General features: G+C 75.0%; 25 protein-coding genes. 15 read left to right on the top strand and 10 right to left on the bottom strand.

What is annotated here, in order from left to right; all coding sequences use genetic code 11:
• Positions 1-33: 33 nt before the first annotated feature.
• Genes MODMU_RS10335 through MODMU_RS10320 form a run of 4 tightly spaced genes read left to right on the top strand, consistent with a single transcriptional unit; the run spans position 34 to position 2,234 of the window.
• A complete protein-coding gene (locus tag MODMU_RS10335) occupies positions 34-534 on the top strand; it encodes an NAD(P)H-dependent oxidoreductase (RefSeq protein ID WP_014740177.1) in 501 nt (166 codons plus the stop codon).
• A gap of 9 nt (positions 535-543) precedes the next feature.
• Positions 544-873, top strand: a complete 330-nt coding sequence (locus tag MODMU_RS10330; protein WP_014740176.1) for a putative quinol monooxygenase — start codon at positions 544-546, stop codon at positions 871-873.
• 33 nt (positions 874-906) lie between these two features.
• Positions 907-1,758 carry a pyridoxal kinase PdxY gene (gene pdxY, locus MODMU_RS10325; protein WP_014740175.1) on the top strand — a complete coding sequence of 284 codons (852 nt, stop codon included), beginning with the start codon at positions 907-909 and terminating at the stop codon, positions 1,756-1,758.
• Between the two features lie 2 nt (positions 1,759-1,760).
• Complete coding sequence (locus MODMU_RS10320; protein ID WP_014740174.1) at positions 1,761-2,234, top strand: heme-degrading domain-containing protein; 474 nt, start codon at positions 1,761-1,763, stop codon at positions 2,232-2,234.
• Positions 2,235-2,267: 33 nt separating this feature from the next.
• Here MODMU_RS10320 and MODMU_RS30015 read toward each other — a convergent pair whose 3' ends face one another.
• The gene (locus MODMU_RS30015) at positions 2,268-2,390 is read right to left on the bottom strand and encodes a hypothetical protein (protein ID WP_014740173.1); all 123 of its coding nucleotides are present in this window, start codon (positions 2,388-2,390) and stop codon (positions 2,268-2,270) included.
• 168 nt (positions 2,391-2,558) lie between these two features.
• On the opposite strand from MODMU_RS30015, the gene MODMU_RS10315 reads away from it, so the two are divergent.
• The 4 genes from MODMU_RS10315 to mgrA are packed head-to-tail and all read left to right on the top strand — an operon-like array spanning position 2,559 to position 6,195.
• Positions 2,559-2,747: an RGCVC family protein gene (locus MODMU_RS10315; protein WP_014740172.1), complete on the top strand. Its 189-nt coding sequence runs from the start codon at positions 2,559-2,561 to the stop codon at positions 2,745-2,747.
• A gap of 28 nt (positions 2,748-2,775) precedes the next feature.
• A complete protein-coding gene (locus tag MODMU_RS10310) occupies positions 2,776-3,624 on the top strand; it encodes a pentapeptide repeat-containing protein (RefSeq protein ID WP_014740171.1) in 849 nt (282 codons plus the stop codon).
• 20 nt (positions 3,625-3,644) lie between these two features.
• Positions 3,645-5,135 (top strand): amino acid permease, encoded by a 1,491-nt coding sequence (locus MODMU_RS10305; protein WP_014740170.1) that lies wholly within the window; start codon positions 3,645-3,647, stop codon positions 5,133-5,135.
• 22 nt (positions 5,136-5,157) lie between these two features.
• On the top strand, positions 5,158-6,195 hold the full coding sequence (gene mgrA, locus MODMU_RS10300) for an L-glyceraldehyde 3-phosphate reductase (RefSeq protein WP_014740169.1): 1,038 nt from the start codon (positions 5,158-5,160) through the stop codon (positions 6,193-6,195).
• Between the two features lie 45 nt (positions 6,196-6,240).
• Here the strand turns inward: mgrA and MODMU_RS10295 are convergent, their stop codons facing one another.
• Positions 6,241-7,665 (bottom strand): NADP-dependent succinic semialdehyde dehydrogenase, encoded by a 1,425-nt coding sequence (locus MODMU_RS10295; protein WP_014740168.1) that lies wholly within the window; start codon positions 7,663-7,665, stop codon positions 6,241-6,243.
• A gap of 197 nt (positions 7,666-7,862) precedes the next feature.
• Between MODMU_RS10295 and MODMU_RS10290 the strand changes: the two genes are divergently transcribed.
• Positions 7,863-9,614: an alkaline phosphatase D family protein gene (locus tag MODMU_RS10290; RefSeq protein ID WP_041796414.1), complete on the top strand. Its 1,752-nt coding sequence runs from the start codon at positions 7,863-7,865 to the stop codon at positions 9,612-9,614.
• A 7-nt stretch (positions 9,615-9,621) separates the two neighbouring features.
• Here the strand turns inward: MODMU_RS10290 and MODMU_RS10285 are convergent, their stop codons facing one another.
• Complete coding sequence (locus MODMU_RS10285) at positions 9,622-9,972, bottom strand: hypothetical protein (protein WP_014740166.1); 351 nt, start codon at positions 9,970-9,972, stop codon at positions 9,622-9,624.
• 62 nt (positions 9,973-10,034) lie between these two features.
• Positions 10,035-10,979, bottom strand: coding sequence for a helix-turn-helix transcriptional regulator (locus tag MODMU_RS10280; RefSeq protein WP_014740165.1), 945 nt, complete (start codon positions 10,977-10,979; stop codon positions 10,035-10,037).
• Positions 10,980-11,085: 106 nt separating this feature from the next.
• On the opposite strand from MODMU_RS10280, the gene MODMU_RS10275 reads away from it, so the two are divergent.
• A complete protein-coding gene (locus MODMU_RS10275; RefSeq protein WP_014740164.1) occupies positions 11,086-11,502 on the top strand; it encodes a VOC family protein in 417 nt (138 codons plus the stop codon).
• Between the two features lie 19 nt (positions 11,503-11,521).
• On the opposite strand, the gene MODMU_RS10270 is transcribed toward MODMU_RS10275, so the two are convergent.
• The gene (locus MODMU_RS10270; protein ID WP_014740163.1) at positions 11,522-11,836 is read right to left on the bottom strand and encodes a TFIIB-type zinc ribbon-containing protein; all 315 of its coding nucleotides are present in this window, start codon (positions 11,834-11,836) and stop codon (positions 11,522-11,524) included.
• A gap of 78 nt (positions 11,837-11,914) precedes the next feature.
• Positions 11,915-12,250, bottom strand: coding sequence for a hypothetical protein (locus MODMU_RS10265; protein WP_014740162.1), 336 nt, complete (start codon positions 12,248-12,250; stop codon positions 11,915-11,917).
• A 102-nt stretch (positions 12,251-12,352) separates the two neighbouring features.
• On the opposite strand from MODMU_RS10265, the gene MODMU_RS10260 reads away from it, so the two are divergent.
• Complete coding sequence (locus MODMU_RS10260; RefSeq protein ID WP_014740161.1) at positions 12,353-13,462, top strand: DUF3616 domain-containing protein; 1,110 nt, start codon at positions 12,353-12,355, stop codon at positions 13,460-13,462.
• Here the strand turns inward: MODMU_RS10260 and MODMU_RS10255 are convergent.
• Positions 13,445-14,359, bottom strand: a complete 915-nt coding sequence (locus MODMU_RS10255) for a hypothetical protein (protein WP_231851830.1) — start codon at positions 14,357-14,359, stop codon at positions 13,445-13,447. The genes MODMU_RS10260 and MODMU_RS10255 overlap by 18 nt on opposite strands.
• Before the next feature lie 105 nt (positions 14,360-14,464).
• Between MODMU_RS10255 and MODMU_RS10250 the strand changes: the two genes are divergently transcribed.
• The gene (locus tag MODMU_RS10250; protein WP_051143966.1) at positions 14,465-16,183 is read left to right on the top strand and encodes an amidase; all 1,719 of its coding nucleotides are present in this window, start codon (positions 14,465-14,467) and stop codon (positions 16,181-16,183) included.
• 37 nt (positions 16,184-16,220) lie between these two features.
• On the opposite strand, the gene MODMU_RS10245 is transcribed toward MODMU_RS10250, so the two are convergent.
• Entirely contained in the window at positions 16,221-17,054 is an 834-nt protein-coding gene (locus MODMU_RS10245; protein ID WP_014740158.1) for an HDOD domain-containing protein, read from the bottom strand.
• A gap of 31 nt (positions 17,055-17,085) precedes the next feature.
• The gene (locus MODMU_RS10240; protein ID WP_231851829.1) at positions 17,086-19,161 is read right to left on the bottom strand and encodes a putative bifunctional diguanylate cyclase/phosphodiesterase; all 2,076 of its coding nucleotides are present in this window, start codon (positions 19,159-19,161) and stop codon (positions 17,086-17,088) included.
• Positions 19,162-19,414: 253 nt separating this feature from the next.
• Between MODMU_RS10240 and MODMU_RS10235 the strand changes: the two genes are divergently transcribed.
• Together MODMU_RS10235 and MODMU_RS10230 are read left to right on the top strand one after the other, a co-directional pair.
• On the top strand, positions 19,415-20,590 hold the full coding sequence (locus tag MODMU_RS10235; protein ID WP_014740156.1) for an acyl-CoA dehydrogenase family protein: 1,176 nt from the start codon (positions 19,415-19,417) through the stop codon (positions 20,588-20,590).
• A 7-nt stretch (positions 20,591-20,597) separates the two neighbouring features.
• Positions 20,598-21,734: an acyl-CoA dehydrogenase family protein gene (locus MODMU_RS10230; RefSeq protein ID WP_014740155.1), complete on the top strand. Its 1,137-nt coding sequence runs from the start codon at positions 20,598-20,600 to the stop codon at positions 21,732-21,734.
• Positions 21,735-21,756: 22 nt separating this feature from the next.
• Here the strand turns inward: MODMU_RS10230 and MODMU_RS29045 are convergent, their stop codons facing one another.
• Positions 21,757-22,404 carry a TIGR04222 domain-containing membrane protein gene (locus tag MODMU_RS29045; protein WP_014740154.1) on the bottom strand — a complete coding sequence of 216 codons (648 nt, stop codon included), beginning with the start codon at positions 22,402-22,404 and terminating at the stop codon, positions 21,757-21,759.
• A gap of 120 nt (positions 22,405-22,524) precedes the next feature.
• Here MODMU_RS29045 and MODMU_RS10220 point away from each other — a divergent pair, with 120 nt between their 5' ends.
• Positions 22,525-23,445 carry a helix-turn-helix domain-containing protein gene (locus MODMU_RS10220; protein ID WP_014740153.1) on the top strand — a complete coding sequence of 307 codons (921 nt, stop codon included), beginning with the start codon at positions 22,525-22,527 and terminating at the stop codon, positions 23,443-23,445.
• Positions 23,446-23,451 lie beyond the last annotated feature (6 nt).

The following is a 23,451-nucleotide window of genomic DNA, read 5'->3' as shown; positions in this document are numbered from 1 at the left end:
GTCAAACCCGATCGACATGGTGTCATTTGAGCCGTGAGCACCATCGCCGTCGTCGGCAACCCCAAGCCCCGCTCGCGCACCCGGTCGGCCGCCGAGCTCGTCGTGGAGCGGCTGACCGGCGCCCCGCCGGACCGGGTCGTCGACGTCATCGACCTCGGCGCCGGCCTGCTCGGCTGGGGCGACCCGGCCGTCGCCGACGCGGTCACCGCGCTGCGCGAGGCCGAGGTCGCCGTCGTCGCCAGCCCGACCTACAAGGCCACCTACACCGGGCTGCTCAAGCTCTTCTTGGACCAGGTGGGCACCGGCGACCTGGCCGGGGTGGTCGCCGTCCCGCTGTTGCTCGGCGGCGGGCCCGGCCACGCGCTGGCACCGGACCTGCTGCTCAAGCCGGTGCTGGTCGAGCTGGGCGCCACCACCCCGACGCGGGGCCTGTACCTGCTCGACAAGGCCTGGGACTCCCCCGGCCCGCTCGACGAGTGGCTGGTCGCGGCCGGCCCGCAGGTGGCTGCGGCCCGCACAGCGCACCGACCCTAGGCTGGCCGGGTGATCCTCATCGTCGTGAAGTGGCCCGTCCGACCCGAGTTCGACGACCGGTGGCCCGAGCTCGTCCGCGAGTTCACCGAGGCCGTCCGGGCGGAGCCGGGCAACGTCTTCTTCGAGTGGTCCCGCAGTGTCGAGGAGCCGCACACCTGGGTGCTGGTGGAGGGCTTCGCCGACGCCGAGGCCGGCTCCGTGCACACCGCCTCCGAGCACTTCCGGAAGGCGATCGGCGAGATGCCGGACTGGGTCTCGGCGACCCCGTCGATCATGTACGTCGACTCCCCCGACCTCGCCGGCTGGGGCCCGATGGGCGAGGTCCAGCCCCGCGGCTGAGCCCCCGGGGCCGGGTGTGCGATCTTCCTCGGCATGGTGAACGTCCTGTCCATCCAGTCGCACGTGGCCTACGGGCACGCCGGCAACGCCTCGGCGGTCTTCCCGCTGCAGCGGCTGGGCGTCGAGGTGTGGCCGGTGCACACCGTGCAGTTCTCCAACCACACCGGCTACGGCGACTGGACCGGCCGGGTCTTCGACGGGCAGGCCGTCGAGGAGGTCGTCGCCGGGATCGAGGACCGCGGCGTGCTGGGCAGCTGCGACGCCGTCCTGTCCGGCTACCTGGGCTCGGCCGACATCGGCCACGCCGTCCTCGGCTCGGTCGCGAAGGTGCGCGCCGCCAACCCGGCCGCGGTGTGGTGCTGCGACCCGGTGATCGGCGACGTCGGCCGCGGGGTGTTCGTGCGGCCCGGCATCCCGGAGTTCCTGCGCGAGGTCGCCGTCCCCGCCGCGGACCTGGTGACGCCCAACCACTTCGAGCTGGACCTGCTCGCCGGGCAGCGCACCGGCTCCCTGGGCTCCGTGCAGGACGCCGTGGCCGCGGTGCAGGCGCTGGGCCCGCGGGTGGTGCTCACCACCTCGCTGGTCACCGACGACACCCCCGAGGACGCCGTCGACCTGCTCGCCTCCGAGGGCGGCCGGCACTTCCGGGTGCGGACCCCGCGGCTGGACGTGTCGGTCAACGGCGCCGGCGACGCGATCGCCGCGCTGTTCCTGGCGCACTGGCTGGCCACCCGCTCGGCCGGCGAGGCGCTCGGCCGGGCCGCCGCGTCGGTCTTCGGGCTGCTGCGGATGACGGCGGAGGCGGGGTCCCGCGAGATCCTGCTGGTCGCCGCCCAGGACGAGTACGTCACCCCCACCCGCACCTTCGACGTCACCGAGGTCTGACCATGAGCGACTTCCCCGCACTCGCCGAGCTCGCCGCCGAGGAGGCGGAGCTGCAGCTGACCCGGTTCACCAACGACGACGCGTGGGCCCTGGGCTCCGCGCTCGTCGCCCGCGGGCAGGCCGAGCAGCTGCCCATCGCCGTCGAGGTGTCCCGGAACTCCCACCAGCTCTTCCACGCCGCGCTGACCGGGGCGACCCCGGACAACGACCAGTGGATCGCCCGCAAGGCCCGCACGGTGCACCGGTTCGGGCACAGCTCGCTGGCCGTGGGCCAGCGCTTCCGGGAGATGGGGACGACGTTCGAGGAGGGGTCCGGGCTGGACCCGGAGCTGTACGCCGCGCACGGTGGCGGCTTCCCGCTGCTGGTCCGCGACGTCGGCCCGGTCGGCGTCGTCGTGGTGTCCGGGCTGCCGCAGGTGGAGGACCACCGGATGGTCGTCGCCGCCCTCCGCGACCTGGTCGCGCAGCAGGCCTGACCGTCCGGGCCCTCGCCGGGCCCGGACGGCAGGTCAGTGCTTGGTGGGGTGGGTCAGCTTCTCCATGCCGGAAGTGGTCTGCGCCGCCGCCTTCTTCTCGGCGCGCTTCTCCTTGATGCTCGACCCGGACTTCTTGGACGCGTTCTTGTCGACCATGACGACTCCCTCGTCCGGGGCTCCGAGGCCCCAGGGGCCGGACGCTACGCCGCGCCGGCCCGCAGCGGCGTAGCGTCGAGGTCACGGTCCGCACGCGCCCGTCCCGACGACCGTCGGCGACGGGGCCCTCTCCCCCCGCCGCGCCGTCGGCGGAGACAGGCCTCCGCCATGACCGCTCCCACGTACTCCCCCGGCACCGTTCCCGGCACCGCTCCCGCGCACGCCGTCGGCGCCGAGGAGCGGTGCCCCGCCTGCCCGCACCCGATGACCGCGCACGACCCGATCGGCGCCCGGTACTGCCTGGCCACCGCGGCCGCCGGCAGCGAGGGCCGCGGCTGCGTCTGCCGCGTCGGCTGAGCCCGGCGCCGGGGGGCAGACTGCCCAGGTGCCCCCCGACGAGCTGACCGCGGCCCGGCAGGACCTCACCGCCGACTGCGGTCGGTGCGTCGGGCTCTGCTGCGTCGTGCCGGCCTTCGCCGCCTCGGCCGACTTCGCGATCGACAAGCCCGCCGGCACCCCGTGCGTCAACCTGCTGCCGGACTCCCGGTGCGGGGTCCACGGCCAGCTCCGGGAACGCGGCTTCCCCGGCTGCGTGGTGTTCGACTGCCTCGGGGCCGGCCAGCGGGTCACCCAGGACGTCTTCGGCGGCGCCGACTGGCGCGACGACCCGGCGACGGCCTCGGCGATGTCCGCCGTCTTCCCGGTGATGCGGCAGCTGACCGAGCTGCTCTGGCACCTCCGCGAGGCGCGCACCCTCGTCGCCCCCGGCCCGCTGCGCGACGAGGTCGAGCAGCGGCTGGCCGCCGTCGAGGCGCTCGCCGCCGGCCGCGCCGACGAGCTGGCCGCGCTGGACGCCGGGGCCCACCGCCGCGAGGTGGGCGACCTGCTGGGCCGGGTGAGCGAGGCCGTCCGCCGGGACGTCCCCGGCCGGGCCCGTGACCGGCGCGGCGCCGACCTGGTCGGTGCCGCGCTGCGGGGCGCGGCCCTGCGCGGCGCCAGCCTGCGCGGGGCCTACCTGATCGGGGCGGACCTGCGCGGCGCCGACCTGCGCCGGGCCGACCTGCTCGGCGCCGACCTGCGGGCCGCCGACCTGCGCGGCGCGGACCTCACCGGCGCGCTCTTCCTCACCCAGCCGCAGCTCACCGCGGCCGTCGGCGATCCGTCGACGTCCCTCCCGGCCGCGCTCGAGCGGCCGGGGCACTGGGCTCCGGCCCCCGGCGCGCGGCGACGGTGATCTCGACCTAGCGTGTCCCGGTGCAGCTCTTCCGGACCAAGTCCCTCGAGGCCATCCAGTCCGACGTGGGCGGGGACGACGACACCGGCGGCGGGGACGTCGGCCACCTGCGCAAGCGGCTGACCGCCCGGCACCTGATCGGGTTCGGCATCGGCGTGGTGATCGGCACCGGCATCTTCACCCTGACCGGCATCCAGGCCCGGGACACCGCCGGCCCCGCCGTCGTCATCTCCTTCGCCATCGCCGGCGTGGTCGCCCTGCTGGCGGCGCTCTGCTACTCCGAGCTCGCCTCCAGCGTGCCGACGGCGGGCAGCGCCTACTCCTACGCCTACGCCACCGCCGGCGAGCTGCTGGCCTGGGTCATCGGCTGGGACCTGTTCCTGGAGTTCGCCTTCGGCGCCGCGGTGGTCGCCCGCGGCTGGTCGGCCTACATCGGCAACCTGCTGGACCTGCCGCCCTCGCTGTTCGGCGAGGACGCCACGGTCAACGTCGGTGCGGCGTTCATCGTCGTCGTGCTGACCGTGGTCGCCGTCCTGGGCATCAAGGAGTCGGCCCGGGTCACCAACGTGCTGGTGGTCGTCAAGGTCGCGATCTGCGTGTTCGTCGTCGTCGCCGGCATCTGGTTCGTCAAGGGCGCGAACCTCACCCCGTTCGTCCCGGCGGGCGAGCCGTCGGAGGGGGCCAGCGGGCTCACCCGGCCGCTCATCTCGGTGATCGCCGGGCTGGAGCCGGCCACCTTCGGCATCGGCGGGGTGCTCACCGCCGCCGCGGTCGTCTTCTTCGCCTACACCGGCTTCGAGGCGGTGGCGAACCTCTCGGAGGAGACCCGTAAGCCCTCCCGGGACATCCCGCTCGGGCTGCTCGGCACCCTCGGCGTGGCCACCGCGCTCTACATCGGCGTCGCGTTCGTCGTGGTCGGGATGGTCAAGTACACCGACATCGACGCCGGCGCCCCGATCGCAGACGCGTTCGACCAGGTCGGGCTGGGCTGGGCGTCGTCGCTGATCTCCATCGCCGCGGTCGCCGGCCTGACCTCGGTGATCCTCGTCGACCTGGTCACCGTCAGCCGGATCGGCTTCGCCATGGGCCGCGACGGCCTGCTCCCCCAGTCGATCGCCAAGGTCAGCCCGCGCACCGGCACCCCGGTGCGGATGACGCTGCTCTACGCGGCGCTCGTCCTGGTCACCGCCACCTTCGTCCCGCTGGAGAGCCTCGCCAACCTGGTCAGCATCGGCACCCTGTTCGCCTTCGTGCTGGTGTCGCTCGCCGTCCCGGTGCTGCGCCGCACCCGGCCGGACCTGCCGCGGGCGTTCAAGGTCCCGTTCTCCCCGGTCGTGCCGGTGCTGTCCGCCCTGGCCTGCCTGTACCTGATGCTGAACCTCGAGGTGGAGACCTGGCTGCGGTTCCTGGCCTGGATGGCCCTCGGCCTGCTGGTCTACGCCTTCTACGGCCACCGGCACTCCCGGCTGGGCAACGCCGACCGGGCGGAGGCCGCGGCCCGGGCCGACTGAGCCACCCGGCACGATCGGGGGCATGTCCTACCGCGCAGCCAGCACCCGCTACGACTCGATGCCCTACCGGCGCACCGGGCGCAGCGGTCTCGACCTCCCCGCCGTCAGCCTCGGCCTCTGGCACAACTTCGGCGACGACGTCCCCTTCGACCGCCAGCGCGAGGTCCTCCGCCGGGCCTTCGACCTGGGCGTGACGCACTTCGACCTGGCCAACAACTACGGCCCGCCCTACGGCTCGGCGGAGACCAACTTCGGCCGGCACCTGGCCGACGACTTCCGCGCCCACCGCGACGAGCTGGTGATCTCCTCGAAGGCCGGCTGGGACATGTGGCCCGGTCCCTACGGCCAGGGCGGGGGCGGGCGCAAGTACGTGCTGGCCAGCCTCGACCAGTCACTGCAGCGGATGGGGCTGGAGTACGTCGACGTCTTCTACAGCCACCGACCCGACCCGACCACGCCGCTCGAGGAGACGATGGGCGCGCTGCACACGGCGGTGCAGTCCGGCCGGGCGCTGTACGTGGGCATCTCGTCCTACTCCCCGGAGATGACGGCGGAGGCGGCGCGCATCCTCGCCGACCTGGGCACCCCGCTGCTGATCCACCAGCCGTCGTACTCGATGCTCAACCGCTGGATCGAGACCGAGGGCCTGCTGGACACCCTCGCCGAGGTCGGCGCCGGCTGCATCGCCTTCTCCCCGCTGGCCCAGGGGATGCTCACCGACAAGTACCTGGACGGGGTGCCGGAGGGCTCCCGCGCCACCCAGGGCAAGTCCCTGGACCAGGGCATGATCACCGAGGCCTACCTCACCCACGTGCGGGCGCTGGACGCGATCGCCCGGGACCGCGGGCAGAGCCTGGCCCAGCTCGCGCTCTCCTGGGCGCTGCGCGACCCGCGGGTCACCTCGGTGCTGGTGGGCGCCAGCAGCGTGCGGCAGCTGGAGCAGAACGTCGCCGCGACCGAGCGGCTGGACTTCACCGCCGACGAGCTGGCCGCCATCGACCAGCACGCGGTGGACGCCGGCATCGACCTGTGGAAGGGCGCCCGCGAGGGCACCCTCTGACCGCGACCGGAGGGGCCATGTCGGGCGACATGGCCCCTCCGGGAGTCACTCGGCGGCTGAGCCCGCCGTCGAGCCGGCCGTCTGCTCGCTGCTGGGTGCGCCGACCCACACCGTCTTGGCGTTCATGAAGGCCCGCATGCCGACCTCGGTGAGCTCGCGGCCGTAGCCGCTCTGCTTCACCCCGCCGAACGGCAGCTCCGGGTAGCTGGTGGTCATCCCGTTGATGAACGCCATCCCCGACTCGATGTCCCGGACGAACCGGGCGCGCTCGCCCTCGTCCTCGCTCCACAGGTTCGAGCCGAGCCCGTAGGGGTGGCTGTTGGCGATCTCGATCGCCTCCTCCAGGCTGTCGACGGTCCACAGCGCCGCCACCGGGCCGAACACCTCCTCGGCGTACAGCGACATCTCCGGCGTGATCCCGGTCAGCAGGGTCGGCTCGTAGAACCAGCCCGGCCGGTCGACCCGCTTCCCGCCGACGACGACGGTCGCGCCCTTGGCGACGGCGTCCTCGACGTAGTCGGCGACGTCCTGGACGCCGGACTCGGTGGCCAGCGGCCCGACCTGGGTGTCGGGGTCCATCGGGTCGCCCACCGTGAGCGCGCCGATCTTCTCGGCGAAGACCCGGGTGAACTCCTCGGCGACGTCGCGGTGCACGAAGAACCGCTTCGCGGAGATGCAGCTCTGCCCGTTGTTCTGGTTCCGCGAGGTCACCGCGACCCCGGCGGCGGCCTCGAGGTCGGCCGAGGGCATCACGATGAACGGGTCGCTGCCGCCGAGCTCCAGCACGGTGGGCTTGAGCGCGTCCCCGGCGATCGAAGCCACCGACTGCCCGGCCGGCGCGCTGCCGGTGAGCGTCGCGGCGACCACCCGGTCGTCGCGGAGCACCCGCTCGATGGTGCCGGAGCCGATGAGCAGGGTCTGGAAGACGTCGGCGGGGAAACCGGCCTTGCGGAACAGCTCCTCCATGTACAGCGCGGTCTGCGGCACGTTGCTGGCGTGCTTGAGCAGCCCGACGTTGCCCGCCATCAGCGCCGGCGCGGCGAACCGCATGGCCTGCCAGAGCGGGAAGTTCCACGGCATGACCGCCAGCACGACGCCCAGCGGCTGCCAGGTCACGTAGGCCTCGACCGCGTTGACCGCGTCGGCGTCCTTGCGCTCGGGCTCGAGGTAGGCCGGGCCGTGCTCGGCGTAGAAGCGCAGCGCCGTGACGCACTTGGTGGCCTCGGCCTTCGCCGCGACCAGCGTCTTGCCCATCTCGGTGGTCATCAGCTCGGCGACGGCGTCGACGTCGGCCTCCAGCGCGTCAGCGGCCGCCCGGAGCCAGCCGACCCGGTCCTCGACCGAGGTCAGCCGGTAGCTCGCGTAGGCGGTCGCGGCGCGGGCGATCTTCTCCTCGAGCGCCTCGTCGGACAGCGGCTCGTAGGTCTTCAGCGTCTCGCCGGTCGTGGGGTTGGTGGTGGCGATGGCCATGGGGGGTCTCCCGTCGTCGGACCGATCGCGGGTCGGGGCCGGACGGCGGCGCTCCCGGGGGCGCTCGGGCGGTCCGGCTCGGCTCGCCTGCCCTCCTCCCCTGCCCGCTGACCCGCTGGTGAAACGACCGGCCCGCGACGCCGGTTGTTCACCCGCAGCCCTGGTACCCGACGCTCAGCAGGGCCACAGTGCTCGCCATGGTCACGGAGACGTCGCTGTCCCGCCGGACGGTGCTCAAGGGCGGGGCCGCCGCTGCCGCCGCCCTGGCGCTCAGCTCGTTCACCCCCGAGCGCGTCCGGGCCGCCGTCGCCGAGACCGCCCGGTCCGGCGTCTTCGGCTTCGGCGTCGCCAGCGGCGACCCGACCGCCACCGAGGTGCTGCTGTGGACCCGGGTGACCCCGACCCCCGACGCGGTGCCCGGCAGCGGGGTCGGGCTCCCCACCGCGGTCGGCTGGGAGCTGGCCGCCGACGAGGGGTTCGCGCAGGTCGTGGCCTCGGGCACCACCACGACCGACGCCGGCCGCGATCACACGGTCAAGGTGGTGGTGAGCGGCCTGGACCCGTACACCCGCTGGTGGTACCGCTTCACCGCCGGCGGGGAGACCTCCCCGGTCGGCCGCACCCAGACCGCGCCGGACGAGCCGGGGATGACGCACGCGCTGCGGCTGGCGTTCGTCTCCTGCTCCAACTGGACCGGCGGGTACTTCACCGCCTACCGGGGCATCGCCGCGCGGGACGACCTGGACCTCGTCCTGCACCTGGGCGACTACCTGTACGAGTACGGCAACGGCGAGGACCGGTACGGCCCCGCGGCGCTGGCCGGGGTCCGCGACCACCAGCCGCCGGTCGAGGCGCTGAGCCTGGCCGACTACCGGGTGCGGCACGCGCTGTACAAGACCGACCCGGACCTGCAGGCCGCCCACCAGCGGCACCCGTGGACGGTGGTGTTCGACGACCACGAGACCGCCAATGACGCCTGGTCGGGTGGCGCGGAGGACCACGAGGACGCCGACGACCCCGACACGGCCGGCGTCCGCCCGGAGGGGGACTTCGCCGCCCGGCGGGCCGGCGCGCTGCAGGCCTACCGGGAGTGGATGCCGATCCGCGAGCCGGAGGGCTGGCAGCCGCAGCCGCACCAGGGGACGCAGTTCTTCCGCCGGTTCACCTTCGGCGACCTCGCCGAGCTGTCGGTGGTCGAGACCCGGCAGCACCGCAGCCAGCAGGTGCCCACGACGGTCGGCGGGGCGCTCAACCCGGCGCTGGCCGACCCGGCGCGGCACCTGGTCGAGCCGGAGCAGCGGGACTGGCTCACCCGGGGGCTCACCGGCGGCCGCACCAGCTGGCACCTCATCGGCAGCCAGACCCTCTTCGCCCGCGTGCTCGCCACCCCGGCGCCGGGGGTGCTCGCCGGCCAGGTCGCCAACAGCGACCCGTGGGACGGGTACCAGGCCGACCAGCAGGCCGTGCTCGCCGCCATGGCCGGCAGCACAGGTGCGGACCCGGTGGTGCTGACCGGCGACGTGCACTCCTCGTGGGCCAGCGAGCTGCCCACCGACCACGCGCGCTACCCGGTGGACCGGAACTCGGTCGGCGTGGAGTTCGTCTGCCCGTCGGTCACCAGCGACGGCCCCAAGGAGGCCCTGGGCGGCACCGCCGCGGCGGAGGCGGTCGCCGTCGCCGTCCCGGCCGCCAACCCCTGGGTCCGGTACCTGGACGGCATCGGCCACGGCTTCGTCGTCCTGGACGTGACCCCGGAGCGGGTGCAGGCCGACTGGTGGTTCATCCGCAGCGGCGGGGACAAGGGGCTTCTCCTCGACCCCCGGCTGGACCCGCAGGCGACCGTCGGACACGAGACCTCGCTGGTCACCCTGCGGGGCAGCCGGCAGGTCAGCGGCCCGGTGCCGCCGCTCGGTCCGCGGAGCGACTCCCCGCGCAGCGCCGCCCGCTGAGCCCTGCTCAGCCCCGCCGGGCGTCCAGCCGCTGCAGGAGCTCGTCGGCGGCCCGCTCGATCTCGGGGTGGTCGTTCTGGCTCGCCCGCTGCTTCGCGTGGACGAGCGCCGCGCGGTTGACGGACGAGAAGTCGCCGTAGGGGAAGCGGTAGCGCCCCTTGGTCCCCTCGCCCTTGTCGGGGTCGACCGCCAGGTGCCACGCGGCGTAGCCCTCCTGGCCCTCGCTGTCCCGCTCCTCGTTCTCCTCGGCGGCCGACGGTGCGGCCTCCGACCACTCCGTCGTGTCGTCGTACCGCCCCGCGTCGATGAGCTCCCGCGCGTGGGCGACACCGGCCTCGTTCACCTGGTAGCTGGGCATGCGGTCTCCCTACCCGCCTCACCAGGTCCGCCCACCCGGCCGCCGGAGTCCGACCGTAGGGGTCAGCGGCCGTGGCGCTCGACGAGCTCTGCGCCGATCCGAACCAGCTCGGCGCGCACCTCCTCCGGCGCGAGCACCTCGACCGCCCCGCCGAGGCCGGCCAGCTGCTCGGCGACCGACCGCACCGTGTGCGCGGCGACCCGCACCTCCCGCCGGCCGTCGTCCCGGACGGCGCCCGGCGTGCAGTGCCGGCCGAAGACGCCCTGCAGCACCGGGACCAGCCGGTCCGGTGCGAGCACCGTCGCCGCGACCGCGGAGCGCCGCCCCTCCAGCTCGGCCACCACCTCCTCCCAGACGGCCGCCAGCTGCAGGCCGGCCGGCCGGTCGGCGGGCTCGTCGGTGAGCTCCGCGGCCAGCACCCGGTCGACCCGGAAGGTGCGGCGGCCGGCCGGGGTGCCGGCGACCAGGTACCAGACGTCGTCCTTGTCGACCAGGCCCCACGGGTCGACGAGCCGGTCGGTGTGCGCGTGGCCACGGCCGCCGTAGCGCAGCCGGACCCGGCGCCGCCGGACGACGGCCCGCTGCAGCAGCTCGACCACCGGCGGCCGTTCCCGGCCGGCCGCACCCCACCCGGCCGGGTCCACCAGCACCGCCTCGGCGGCCGCCGGGGCCACGGCCCGGAACGGCCCCGGCAGCGCCCGCACCAGCTTGCGCAGCGCCGACCGGACCTCCGGCCCGCCGTCCGCCGCCGGGCCCAGGAGCAGGAACAGCGCGGCCGCCTCCGCCGCGGTCAGCCCGGTCAGGTCCGTGCGGGCTCCCCCCACCAGCGACCAGCCACCGCCCCGACCCGGCTGCGGGTAGACCGGGATGCCGGCCGCCGACAGCGCCTCCAGGTCGCGGCGGGCGGTGGCCACGGAGACCTCCACCTCGGTGGCGAGCTCCGCGGCGGTGACCCGGCCGCGGGCCTGCAGCACCAGCAGCTCCGCCACCAACCGGTCCGCCCGCATGCGGCCCAGGATGCCCGGCAAAGTGCTCAGGAGGTGAACACTTCCGCGGGGATCGTGGTCCGCACACCCCACCGGCGGCACCGCCGCCCGACGAGAGGACACCGCCGTGCTGCGAGAGCTGGCCACCGTCTCCTGCTACGCCACCGACCTGACCGCGGCCGAGCGCTGGTACACCGAGCTGCTGGGCATCGAGCCCTACTACCGGGTGCCCGGCTACGTCGAGTACCGGGTCGGCGAGAGCGAGGACGAGCTGGGCCTGATCGACGCCCGCTACCGCCCCGGCGGCCCCGCCGCCCCGGCCCCCACCGGTGCCGTCGTCTTCTGGGACGTCGACGACCTGCCGGCCGCGGTCGACCGGCTGGTCGCCCTCGGCGCGACCGTGCACGAGCCGCTGCGCGAGCACGGCGACGGCGAGGGGTTCGCCACGGCCTCGGTCGTCGACCCCTTCGGCAACGTCCTGGGCGTGATGAGCAACCCGCACCACCGCGCGCTGCGCGCCCGCCGGGCAGCCACCGCCGGCTGACCGGGCCGGCGGCGGGGGCTCAGCCGAAGAGCTCGCTGATCAACGACTTCTTCCTCGGCTTCTGCCCGTGCGAGCTGGAGCTGCTCCGCACCTGACCCAGCACCTCGCTGACGACGGCGCCCAACGAGGCCGCCGGCTGCTGCGGGTGCGCGGACGACGCCTGCGGGTGGGAGAACGGCTGCTGCTGCGAGGCCTGCCGCTGGGGCGGGGGCGTGGAGCCGTGCCAGGCGTCCTCCGCGTCGACCAGCCGCTCGAGCTCACCGCGGTCGAGGAAGATGCCACGGCAGTCCGCGCACTGGTCGACGTGGACGCCGTTGCGCTCGTAGGTGCGCATCGTCCCCTGACACTTCGGGCAGACCAGGTCCATCCCCGGCCAACGGGGCCGGGCGGCGGACGGTTCCCGCCGGCCCGGTCAGCCCGAGGTGCCGCGGCGGCGCCTCGGGGTGTGCTCCGGCGGCGCCAGCCGGAAGGCGAGTTCCTCCGTGGTCGGCGGCACCGGCCGTGGTCGGGGCGCGGTCGCCCGGACGCGCTCGGGCCGTCGCCGCGACGCCTCCTCACGGAGCTCGCGCGACCGGGACTGCGCCAGGTAGAGCGCTATGTCACCGGGTGTCGCCCGCGACCCGCGGGCGGCCACGTCGTGCCGCGCCTCCCACTCGCAGATGGCCTTCTCCTCCGCCGTCATCTCGTGGACGGCGCGGGCCGGGCGACCGCCTCGGCCCGCCGGGTCAGGGGTGGCGGAACTCGTCATGGCACTGTCCCTCCGGGAGCAGGTGTGCCGCTCCATGGTCACCCCGCAGGCCCCTGGACGGAAGTGCCGACGGGACGGGAACGCCGTGCCAGGGTGGTCGGCGTGAGCATCGAGCGCACCGTGCGGTTGTCGTTCTCGGCCGGGGCGCGGGCGTCGGGGACGCACACGAACCTGTCCGCCGTCCGCAGCGAGGGGCCGGTGCTCTGGGTCGCCGGTGACGAGACCGCGACGATCGAGCGGCTGGTCGCCGACGACCCCGAGCGGCCGGAGGTGTACGCCGACCAGGCCAGCACCCGGCTGGCCGACCTGGTGCGGCTGCCCGGGGAGGACGCCGACGAGGAGGCCGACGTCGAGGGGCTGGCCCGGCACGGCCCCTTCCTGTGGGCGGTCGGCTCGCACAGCCTGCGGCGCCGTCAGGTCAAGGCACGGCACAGCGGCGAGAAGGCGCTGCGGCGGCTGGCCCGGGTCACCGGTCAGGCCAACCGGCAGGTGCTGGTGCGGCTCCCGGTCGCCGAGGTCGACGGTCTGCCGACCCCCGTGCGCGAGGCCACCCTGGACGGCCGCACGCACCGGGCCGCGGTGTTCGGCACGCACGGCCGTGACCTGCGGGACCTCCTGGCCGACGACGAGCACCTGGCGCCGTTCCTGGCGATACCGGGGAAGGACAACGGCCTGGACGTCGAGGGGATCGCAGTGGCCGGCGACCGGGTGTTCCTGGGACTCCGGGGCCCGGTCCTGCGCGGCTGGGCCGTGGTGCTGGAGCTGCGCCCCGACGTCCACCCCGACGACCCGGCCCGGCTCGAGCTGGGCGCCCTCGAGGACGGCCGCCGGTACCGCAAGCACGTGCTGCGCCTGGCCGGTCTCGGCGTCCGGGATCTCTGCCCGCACGGCGAGGACCTGCTCGTGCTGGCCGGGCCCACGATGGACCTCGACGGCCCGGTGCACGTCTTCCGGTGGCACGGCGCGCTGACGGCCGACACCCCGCAGGTGGTGCGCGACGACCTGCTCAGCAGGGAAGTCGACCTGCCCTTCGGGGCGGGCGTCGACCACGCCGAGGGGATCGGGCTGCTCGACCCCGACCCGGCCGGCCCCCGGCTGCTGGTGGTCTACGACAGCCCGGCGCCGGAGCGGCTGCACGACCACGGGGTGGCTGCCGACGTCGTCCGGCTGCCGAGGACGATCAGGGACGCCGGCTCACAGCCCGGGACCTGAGGCGGCGATCGTGGCGCGGACCTCCGCGGCGGTGCGCGGCTCGACCGGCAGGTGCGCGAGCAGCGCCGGGACCTCCTCGGGCAGCAGACCCTCGGCGAGCAGCAGGTCCAGCAGCCGGTCGGCCTGGGCGGGCGGCACCGGCAGCAGGAGCCCCGAGCCGGCCAGCGCCGCCTCGGCGAGGAACAGCGCACCCGCCAGCTCGTCGGGCCGCCCGGGCTCGGCCGGCCGGGGCGGCGGTGGCGCGGCCGCCCGGGTCACCGCCTCGGCGGCCCGCACCAGCGACAGCGGCAGCCCCTCGGCCTCCACCTCGACCAGCGGCACGGCCCCGAGCGCGGCCAGCACCAGGTGCTCGGCGTCGATCCGCAGCGGCGCCTCCCACTCCCCGACCCGGACGACCTCGACCAGGTCGCTGCCGTCCTCCCCGAGCTCGTCGAGCAGCTCCGCCCACGCGGCCGCCCGGCTGTCCCGGGCGCGCTCGGCGGCCCGGACGCAGGTGTCCAGCACGAAGGGCTCGACCACCTCCCGGTCGAAGTGCTCGGCGACCAGCGAGCCGTCGGGGGTGACGGCGTTGAGCACGTCCTGGAAGGTCCCCGGGCGAGCGTCCCCCAGCTCCAGCCGGCCGTCCTCCTCCCCGCCGAGCGGCTGCCCGGTCGCGGCCCGCGCGCCGATGGTGAGGCCGGTGGGCACCACCCGGCCGCGCAGCCGGAGGTGGTGCGGCTGGTCGGAGAGGCCGACCGCCCAGGCGCAGGTCTCGGCGATCAGCTCGCCGGCGCGCTCCCGCAGCACCTCACGGGTGAGCAGGGCCATGGGGTCCGGGCCGAAGTCGCTGCCGAGCACCCCACCACGATCCCCCGCCGCGGCCGCGCCGTCCTGCCGGCCGGGCGAGGACTGCGTCACCCTGTGCTGCGGCTGTGCGGTTCCTCGGTGCTCACCCAGCGGGAGCCCAGCGACCGGCCTAGCGTGCACCCCACGCCGCAGCCGCACCGACCCCTTGAGAAGCCCATGCGCGTCGCCGTCCCCTCCCGATCCCTCCCCCGGAAGGCCGCGGTGACCGCCGCGCTCGCCGCGGCCCTGCTGGTCCCGGCGAGCACGGTCTCGGCCGCGCCGTCCCCGGGCACCGCGGCCGGGGCGCCCGACCGGGCCGGCTCCGGCACGCTGCCGCTGCGCGGGCTGGACCTCGACGCGCTGACCATCCCCGAGCTGCAGCAGCGGATGGACGCCGGCGAGCTGACGGCCGTCGCGCTCACCGAGGCCTACCTGGACCGGATCGAGGCGCTGAACGACGACCTGGGGGCCGTGCTGAGCGTCAACCCGGACGCCCTGGACGACGCCGCCGCCAGCGACCGGGCGCGGGGGCGGCACTCGGCGCGCAGCCCGCTCGAGGGCATCCCGGTGCTGCTCAAGGACAACGTGGACACCGAGCAGATGCCGACGACGGCGGGCTCCCGGGCCCTGCTGCACAGCGAGCCGGACGACGCCACGATCACCCGCCGGCTGCGCGAGGCCGGCGCCGTCGTCATCGGCAAGGCCAACCTCTCCGAGTGGGCCAACTTCCGCGGCTCGGCGTCGACCAGCGGGTGGAGCGGGGTCGGCGGGCAGACCGCGAGCCCCTACGTGCTGGACCGCAACCCGTGCGGTTCGTCGTCCGGGTCCGGTGCCGGGGTGGCCGCGTCGCTGGCGCAGGTCGCGATCGGCACCGAGACCGACGGCTCGATCGTCTGCCCGGCCGGGCAGAACGGGGTGGTCGGGCTCAAGCCGACGCTGGGGCTGGTCAGCCGGGACGGCATCGTGCCGATCTCCGCCGAGCAGGACACCGCCGGCCCGATGGCCCGGCACGCCGTCGACGCGGCGATCATGCTGGACGTCATCGCCGGCCGGGACGACGCCGACGCCGCGACCGCCGAGATCCCCGGTGAGCTCCCCGACTACGCCGACCTGGACCTCGACGCGCTGCAGGGCGCCCGGATCGGGGTCTGGACGCTGACCCCGGAGCAGGCCACCGCCGTCGACGACCAGACCGAGGCGGTCTTCGCGGCCGCGGTGAAGCAGGTGGAGGCGGCCGGGGCCACGGCGGTGCCGGTGCAGCTGGCCTACCAGGAGGAGATCGGCGCCGGGGAGACCCCGGCGCTGCTGGCCGAGTTCAAGCGCGACCTGAACGCCTACCTGGCGGCGACCCCTGGCGACCACCCCGCCGACCTGGCCGGGCTGATCGCGTTCAACGAGCAGGACCCGGTGGAGCTGGCCTACTTTGGCCAGGAGCTCTTCGAGCAGGCGCAGGCGGCGGCCGTGCCGGCCGACGACCCGGCCATCCAGGCGACCCGGGACCGGATCCGGCAGCTGGCCCGCGCCTCGATCGACGAGGTGCTGGCGCAGGGGGCCGGGCCCGAGGACGACCTGGACGCCGTCGTCGGGCTGACCAACACCCCGGCCTGGCAGACCCGGTACGAGTTCCTCGACGGCGAGGCCGACGCGTTCGTCTACAGCACCTCCGGTCCGGCGGCGGTGGCCGGCTACCCGAACGTGTCGGTGCCGGCCGGCTTCTCCGGTCCGCGCGAGACGCTGCCGGTGGGCGTGTCCTTCTTCGGCGGCCGCTGGTCGGACGCGCTGATGCTGGACATCGCCGCCGACTTCGAGGACCAGGCCGCGGCTCGTGAGGCACCGGGGTTCCTGCCCACCGTGGGCGCCGACCCGCAGCCGGAGAACCCCGAGCCGGGCACCTGATGGAGGACCCCCTCTCCGCCCGGAGAGGGGTCCTTCCTCAGCCGAGCAGGGCGGTGCGCAGCTCGTCGGCGTCCTGCCGGACCTGCTCCACCACACCGGCGACGTCCCGCTCGCGCAGGTGCCCGCCGCTGACCTCCTCGATGGGGAGCTCCTCGTGGTCGGGGTCGGTCAGCCGGCCGGCGAGCTCGAAGGCGCAGCGCAGCAGCGCACCCCCCGACGACGCGGGGTCGTCGACCTGGGCGAGCGGGAGCACCATCCCAACCGGGAAGGACCACTGCTCCAGCGCCACCGAGGTCAGCCGCAGCGCCGAGATGCCGTACCGCTGCACCTCGGCCGACCGCCGCCCGGCGAAGGACCGCTCGCGCTGCCACAGCCCGGCGTACCCGGTGGGGTCGTGGTGGTGCAGCAGCGCCACCCCCAGCTGGGCGAGCAGCCCGAGGCAGAGCGCGTCCTGCGGCCGCTCGGCGAAGCGCGGGGCGAGGGCGGAGGCGGCCAGCGCGACACCGGTGCTGACCTGCCAGAAGTCCTCGGGCAGCCGGGCCTCGTCGTCCAGGTCGGTCAGCGCGACCGTCGCCATGGTGCGGACGGTGCCGAAACCGACCACGGTGACCGCGAACTGCAGCGAGGTCACCCGGCCGCGCATGCCGTAGAACGCCGAGTTGGCCAGCTTGAGGACCCGGCCTGCCAGGGCGACGTCGGACGCCAGCACCTGGGACAGCTCCTTCGCGCTGACCTCCTCGGAGTTGGACAGCGAGACCAGGTGGGCGGCCACCGGCCGCTGGGCGGCCATGGTGTCGATGCTGGCCAGGACCCGCTCGAGGTCGAACAGGGGTGCCAGGGCCAGCGTGGGTGCCGGGGCGGCGAGGGTCACGTCGTCTCCAGGTCGTGGTGCGGGTGCGGGGTCACGGTCGGACCTCCGGAGCGTGCTGGGCGGCGAACCAGGCGGTGGCGTCGGCGCCGGACAGCGGGACGGCGAGGCTGAAGCCCTGCAGGAAGTCGGCGCCGAGCCCGGTGAGCTGCTCGGCCTGCGCCAGCGTCTCCACGCCCTCGGCGACGGTGCACAGGCCGAGGCTGCGGGCCAGCGCGATGACCGCCTCGGTGATCTCCGGGTGGCCGTCGGCCATCTCGGCGACGAACGAGCGGTCGACCTTGAGGCAGTCGACCGGCAGGTGCCGGAGGTAGGCCAGCGAGGAGTAGCCGGTGCCGAAGTCGTCGATGGAGATCTGCACGCCGAGGGCCCGCAGGTCCAGCAGCACCTGCCGGGCGGCGTCCGGGTCCTTCATCAGCGCCGACTCGGTCAGCTCGATCGACAGCCGGCAGGGCTGCAGCCCGTGCCGGCGCAGCGCGGAGGCGACGTGCCCGTGCAGCTCGGCGTCCAGCTGGAGCGCGGAGACGTTGACGTTGGCCCGCGCCGGGGCCGCTTCGCCCAGCTCCTGGTCCCAGGCGGCCAGCTGGCGGCAGGTCTCGTCCAGCACCAGCAGCCCGAGCCCGGAGACCAGCCCGCTCCGCTCGGCCAGCGGCACGAAGGTGGCCGGCGAGATGGCCCCGCGCCCGGGGTGCGCCCACCGGGCGAGGGACTCGACCGCCACCGCCGTGCCGTCCGCGGTGCTGAAGATGGGCTGGTAGGCGCAGGTGATCTCGCGCCGCTCGATCGCGTCGCGCAGCTCGGCGACCAGCCGCAGCTCGTCGTGCGCCTGCGCCCGGGCCTCGGAGTCCAGCACGGTGATCCGGCCCTTGCCCGCGGCCTTGGCCTGGTACATCGCGATGTCGCAGTCGCGGATGAGCTCCTCGGCCGCGGTGTGCTCGGCGGTCTGCACGGTGACGCCCACGCTCGCCGCCGGCCGGAGCTCGACCCCGCCCAGCGTCACCGGCAGGCGGAGCGCCGCGCCGATGCGCTCGGCCAGCGCGACCGCGCCCTGCTCGGTGAGGTCCTCGCAGACGACGACGAACTCGTCGCCGCCGAACCGGGCGACGAGGTCACCGGGGCGGACCGTGGCCTCCAGCCGGCGCGCCAGCTCCACCAGCAGCTGGTCACCGGCGGCGTGGCCGAGGGAGTCGTTGACCACCTTGAAGTTGTCCAGGTCCAGGAACACGCAGGCCAGCCGGCCGCCGCCGGGGCGGAAGCGGGCCGCCACGTGCTGGGCGAGCAGCGTGCGGTTGGGCAGCCCGGTGAGCGGGTCGTGCGCCGCCTGGTGGGCCAGCCGGGCCTCGAAGGCCAGCCGGTCGGTGATGTCCTCGATGGTGCCGACGAAGCCCGCGCCCACCCCGGGGGTGAACAGGTGGGAGAACCGGAGGACGGTGGTCCGCTCGGTGCCGTCGGCGCGGACGAGCCGGGCCTGGGTCTCGCCCTCGCCGTCGTCGGGGTCCCCGCCGAGGACACCGGCCGCCAGCTCCACCACGGCGTCCAGGTCGTCGGGGTGCACCGCGCCCATCCAGCCCGTGCCGAGCAGCTCCTCGGCCTGCAGCCCGACCAGCGCGCAGAAGGCGTCGTTCACGTGCGCCAGCCGCATGCCCTGCTCGGAGAGCAGCGTGGGCACCGGGGAACGCTCGGTGAGGGTGGAGAAGCGGCGCTCGTGGGCGTCGGCGGTCGCCCGCAGCGCCCGCTCGGTCGGGTTCGCCCGGGACGCCAGCCGGAGGGTCCACCGCCGTCCGCCGGGGACCGGTGTCGCCATGGCGGTGCACTCGACCAGCGCACCGGTGGCGCACCGCACCGGCAGGTCCATCCCGACCGCGCGCTCGCGGCGCAGCAGCAGCTTGAGCTGGGCGCCCTCCAGGGTCGGGAACAGCTGGGCCGCGGGCAGCCCGGCCAGGTCCTCCAGGGCGTAGCCGAGCAGGGTCCCCGCGCGGCCGTTGCTCCACTGCACGCGCGGCACGCCGGCGACCTGCTCGAGTACCAGGATCCCCATCGTGTCGCTGAGGGTGACGCCGTGGAACACCGCCGCCACGACCTCCGGAGGGACCAGGTGGACCTCTGCCACCGGTTGCCGTACCGCCACTCCGTGCCTCCGTCCCACGCCGGGCACGTCCGTGCGCCCTGCCCCCACCCTCGGCACCGGGCCGGTCGGGCTCCAGCCCCGCGGCCGAGGACCACCCCTTCGGGGCGGGTCCCGGGCGGCCCCGCGACACGCTGTGACCCCCGCCGCAGACCCGGAGTTACCCGGCGGTAGCCGATGTGGGATCTTCGAGGTCCGCACGTCGAGACGGCAGAGCTGCCGTCGGGAATGGGGCCCCATGCGCTTGCACCTGTCGCCGGAGGACGAGGCCTTCCGGGACGAGATGCGCACCTTCTTCACCACCCAGGTGCCGCAGTCCATCCGGGACGCGGTCGCCGCCCACCGGGAGCTGACCAAGGAGCAGTTCGTCGAGGCCCAGCGCGTGCTCAACGCCGCCGGGCTCGCCGTGCCGCACTGGCCGGTCGAGTGGGGCGGCCGGGACTGGACGCCGCTGCAGCGCCACATCTGGCGCGAGGAGATGCAGCTGGCCGCCGTCCCCGAGCCGCTGGCCTTCAACGCCAGCATGATCGGCCCGGTCATCGCCACCTTCGGCTCGCAGGAGCAGAAGGAGCGCTTCCTGCCGGCCACTGCGAACCTCGACATCTGGTGGTGCCAGGGCTTCTCCGAGCCCGACGCCGGCTCCGACCTGGCCTCGCTGCGCACCTCCGCCGTCCGGGACGGCGACGACTGGGTGGTCAACGGCCAGAAGACCTGGACGACGCTGGGCCAGTTCGCCGACTGGATCTTCTGCCTGGTGCGCACCGACCCGACCGCGGCGAAGAAGCAGCGCGGCATCTCGCTGCTGCTGTTCCCGATGGACTCCCCCGGCGTGACGCTGCGGCCGATCGAGCTGCTCGACGGTGGGTTCGAGGTCAACGAGGTCTTCTTCGAGGACGTCCGGGTGCCCGCGGAGAACCTGGTCGGCGAGGAGAACCACGGCTGGGACTACGCCAAGTTCCTGCTCGGCAACGAGCGGGTCGGCATCGCCCGGATCGGGTCCACCAAGCGGATGCTCACCGACGCCAAGGAGCACGCCCGCCGGATCACGGTCAACGGGGCCCCGCTGTCGGAGGACCCCTACCTGCGGGCCCGCATCGCCGAGGTCGAGAACGAGCTGCTCGCCCTGGAGCTCACCGCGCTGCGGGTGGTGGCCAACTCCGCCGGCGGCAAGCCGCACCCGGCGTCGTCGGTGCTGAAGCTGCGCGGCTCCGAGCTGCAGCAGGCCGCCACCGAGCTGCTGGTCGACATCGCCGGCCCGCTGTCGGTCGCCTCGTTCGCCGAGGAGGACTCCGACGTCCCCGAGTGGGCGCAGGTGGCCACCCCGTCCTACCTGAACTACCGGAAGGTCTCCATCTACGGGGGCTCGAACGAAGTGCAGCGCACCATCATCGCCGGCTCGATCCTGGGGTTGTGAGGTCACCGTGGAGTTCAGCTACGACGACGAGCAGAACGGTCTGCGCGAGGCGGTGAGCGGGCTGCTCGCCCGCGCGTACGCGGACAGCGAGCAGCGCCGGTCGGTGGTCGCCGGCGACCCCGGCTTCGACGAGAAGACCTGGAGCCGGCTGGCCGAGATGGGCGTCCTCGGGCTCCCGTTCGCCGAGTCCGACGGCGGCATGGGCGCCGGACCGGTCGAGGTGTCGATCGTCGCGGAGGAGATCGGCCGGGTGCTCGCGCCCGAGCCGTTCGTGGAGGCCGTCGTCCTCGCCGGTGGGCTGGTGTCGGACCTCGGCACCGACGCCCAGCGCGCCGAGGTGCTCGGGGCGCTCGCCGAGGGCTCGCTGGTGCCGGCGTTCGCGCACGCGGAGACCGGCACCCGGTGGGAGCCGTCGGCCCGCGCGGTCACCGCCACCCCCGACGGCGGCTCCTGGCGGCTGACCGGGGTGAAGGAGCCGGTGCCGAACGGCGCCCGCGCCGACGTCCTGGTGGTCAGCGCGGTCGTCGACGGCGGGACCCGGCTGTTCCTCGTGCAGGGCGACGCCGAGGGGCTCACCCGCTCGGGGCACCGCAACCACGACGGCACCCGCTCGGCCAAGGTGACCTTCGCCGGCACCCCGGCGGCCCCGCTCGGCGAGGGGACCGGCGACCAGACCGCCGCGATCGAGAAGGCGCTGGCCCGGGCCCGGGTGGCCTACGGCCACGAGGCGCTCGGCGCGATGGAGACGGCGCTGACCACGACCGCGGAGTACCTGCGGACCCGCAAGCAGTTCGGGGTCACGCTGAACAAGTTCCAGGCGCTGACCTTCCGGGCGGCCGACATGTACGTCTCGCTGGAGCTGGCCCGCAGCACCGTCATGTGGGCCACGCTCGTGGTCGACGCCGACGGCGACGTCGTCGCGGCCGCCGACCGGGTCCGGCTGCAGACCAGCCGGGCGTCGCGGCACATCGGCAAGGAGGCGATCCAGCTGCACGGCGGGATCGGCGTGACCGCCGAGTACTCGGTCGGCCACTACACCAGCCGGCTCACCGCGATCGACCACCTGCTCGGCGACGGCGACTGGGCGCTGGCCCGGCTCGCCGCCACCGTCGACCAGCACGAGACGGTCGACCCGCTCGGCTGACCGGAGGCGGGGCGGGGGCCGGTCAGCAGCCCCCGCCCCCACCGCCGTCCCCACCGCCGCAGCTCCCGCCACCGTCGCCACCCCAGCCGCCACCCCAGCCGCCACCCCAGCCCCCACCACCGCCGTCCCCGCCCCAGCCGGTGGCGCCGAGTGCTGTGCCGGGACGACGGACCCGCGGCGGGGTCACCGCTGCGAAGGCGTCCTGGTACCACGCCCGGTCGGCCAGCTGCCCGGGCCCGCCGAGGGCGACGGCGGCGAGCCCCGCCTGCGGGAGCGCGCGCCACTCGTCGAGCACCCGGCGGCCCGCCGCGGTGCGCAGGTGGGTGGGCCAGCCGACGGAGAGCCCGGCCAGCGGGTTGCGGCGGAGCAGCCCCGCGGCCACCAGCCGCTCGGCGACCGCGGTCAGCCGGGGGTCGGCCTGGGCACGGAACCGCAACGAGCCGATCGTGCGCCGCGGCAGCGACCCGGCGAGGTCGAGGACGGCCTGCTCGACCGGCCGGCCCGGCGCGCTGCCGACCGCGGAGAACCGGCCGGTGCCGTCGACCCGCAGCCGGCCCTGCTCCAGCAGGGCGACGACGGCGGTGTCGACCACCCGGGCCAGCCCGCCGACCAGCTGGGCGACGTCGTGGACGTCGCAGGTGGTGAGCAGGGGTGAGCGGGTTCCGGTCATCTCGTCCGTCCTCGGGTCGGCGGGCCTGGGTCCGCGGCCGCGTGCGCAGAAGGTCTCACCCCCACCCCCCGGAGCGACAGGGTGCTTGCAAGATTGCACGGCACCGGTCACCGTGGCGTCGTGGTCGACCGCGACACCCCCTCGGTCCGGGAACGCCGGCTGGCGCACGAGCTGCGGCAGCTGCGCACCGGCGCCCAGCTGCACGGCAAGGACGTCGCGGCCCGGCTGGGGTGGTCGGCGTCGAAGGTGAGCCGCATCGAGACCGGCCGGACCGGCATCGTCGAGGCCGACCTCGAGCGGCTGGTCAGCCTCTACCGGGTGCCCGACCAGCAGGCCGCCTACCTGCGCCGGCTCGCCCCCTCGGTCCGCCCGCGCGGCTGGTGGGACGCCTACGCCGAGACGCTCTCGGCCGGCTACGCCAACCTGATCCGGCTGGAGTCCGGCTCCCAGGCGCTGCGCTGCTACGGCGCGCTCGTGCCGCACGCGCTGCTGCAGACCCCCGACTACGCCCGGGAGGTCATCCTCGCCACCTGGGAGCGCCCGTCCACGGCCGAGGTCGAGCGGCGGGTGCAGGTGTGCCGCCGCCGGCAGGAGGTGCTGGACACCGAGCGGGCCGACGGCGGGCTGCGGCTGTCCGCCGTCGTGGACGAGTCGGTGCTGCGCCGGTGCGTCGTCCCCGGCGACCGGGCCCGGGACACCGCCGTCCGGCGCGGCCAGCTGGCGCGGCTGGTGGCGGTCGCCACCCGGCCCAACGTCACGCTGCAGGTGCTCCCCTTCGCCGCAGGCCTGCCGCCGGTGACCGCGGGCTCGTTCTCGGTGCTCGACTCCCCGGCCAGCGGGGCGCCGGACGTCGTCTACCTGGAGAACAAGACCCGGATCTCCTTCCTGGACACCGAGGCCGAGGTGCACCGCTACACCCGGGCGTTCGACATGGTCAGCGACATGGCGCTGGACCCGGCGGAGTCCCGGGCGCTCCTCGAGGAGGAGCTCGCCGCGCTGGGGGAACAACCGGGTGGCCCCCCGGGTTCCACCGGCCAGTAGTTGCAC

Origin of the sequence: Modestobacter italicus (assembly GCF_000306785.1) — a bacterium.
GTDB lineage: Bacteria > Actinomycetota > Actinomycetes > Mycobacteriales > Geodermatophilaceae > Modestobacter > Modestobacter italicus.
The sequence above is the reverse complement of the archived record's forward strand: the minus strand, read 5'-3'. Positions and strand labels throughout refer to the sequence as shown.